The sequence below is a fragment of the Paenibacillus sp. Y568 genome (assembly GCF_059445545.1).
In genome coordinates, this window is record NZ_JCAIUM010000051.1 from 1 (window position 1) to 1607 (window position 1607).

Genomic DNA, 1607 nt, shown 5'->3' on the forward strand with positions numbered 1-1607 from the left:
CGCCCTTGATCGCTCAGGGGGATTTACGAGAAGTATATTCAGGCGATACATTCAACCAGCTAAGTCTGACGACCCGGACCTACGGTCCTTAAGCTGCTTGAACGTCAGGAATGCCAAACGTTAGGTGAAATACCATGAAAACATATAACGATCTTTTTGAAGGAGTATCTCATGGATGATGTGAAAATAAAAGCTTATAAGACCTTATTATATCAGGCGCTTATTGATATCAGAGTAATATCTGGACATTTAGCATGGGGGAGCGATGAGCTTCCAGAAAGTATGGTTAATGTAGTTCAAGCAGGTAAAGAAATATTTCAATTAGCCAACGTTCATCATAATCTAGCACTTTCAATGATTGATAATCTTGTTACTTTTAATGAAGAGGAATTTTGGAATCAAATTAATTATTTAAACAATAATTTTCCCAATACTACTAATTACAAAGAATTATTTGAATGGATCATTTATGAAGAAAATAAATAATAATTTTTTAACACCGTATATTAATTCTCTAAAGAGCCTAACTACTTAAAAAAATGTATAAGTAAATCAAAGATGCCATGGTACATCACCTAACATTGCATTACCACAGTGGTCGCTATGCTCCCTTGGTCACCAAGAGGAATATTCATTGAAGTTAATTCAGGTGACACATCCAACCGGCTAAGTGGCAGGACCACCCAGACCTACGGTCTTTAAGCCGTTTGGACGTCGGTAATGCGGAAACGTTAGATGAAATCTTCGAAAATATATAGAACCAAAGGAATATACCAATGACATATACTATGTACCACTATTTTGAGACTAATTTAGGACCTTTCAGAAATCTCTCAAAGCTGTCGATGGATGATGCAATAGAAATATCCAAACAAATAAGAGAAGTGGGAGAAATATTTGCAAGTCAAAGAGCTGAAGACTATCTATTTGTGAGAAGGGATCTTGAACGCCTTGCACGAGAAGCATTTATTAGTAAAGGGGGAAAGCCCATAAATAATTTTCCTCATTATATGACTTTAGGACCCTGTGATTGGCTTGCCACATGGTATAAAAAACCTAGTAATATAACGATTGATTGGAATGATATTTCTCAAGAATTAATTAGTTTTACATATGGGGATTTGTTTCCTACAATGAGGTATCAAGACGAGAAGCCTTATCGTAAGCAAGTATATACAAAGAAAGAAATAGTAGAAATAATCAAAGAGTTTGGAATGCCTCAAGTATGGAATAAGAATGGTGACAAGGGGCCAGAAAGATATATTGAAGTGCAAATATGGGATGAAGAGGTTATAAAGAAACTTTGTAAGTTGGACTGAGGGTCGAAGACATCATCTAACATTACATTCCTACATCGTCGCGTTCGCTCCTCGGTCGCCAAGAGGGATTTCGGAGAAGTGGAATCAGGCGACACATCCAACCGGCTAAGTCTGACGACCCGTTCCCTACGGTCACTTAAGCCGCTTGAACGTCAGGAATGCGCCAACGTTACCTGAAATATCTGGGTTAAAGATGTATTAAGGGCATCAAAAAATTCATGATAGTGAAATGCAGGAAGAAATAATGGACAGAAGGTAAGGCATTAGAATAGAAGTAAAAGATCTAAA

The 1607-nt window shown here is 37.2% G+C and carries 2 protein-coding genes; both read left to right on the top strand.

Annotated features, from left to right (window positions below; all coding sequences use genetic code 11):
* Window positions 1-171: 171 nt before the first annotated feature.
* Complete coding sequence (locus tag AC1D7X_RS25710; protein ID WP_495455705.1) at window positions 172-486, top strand: hypothetical protein; 315 nt, start codon at window positions 172-174, stop codon at window positions 484-486.
* 290 nt (window positions 487-776) lie between these two features.
* A complete protein-coding gene (locus AC1D7X_RS25715; protein WP_495476430.1) occupies window positions 777-1319 on the top strand; it encodes a hypothetical protein in 543 nt (180 codons plus the stop codon).
* Window positions 1320-1607 lie beyond the last annotated feature (288 nt).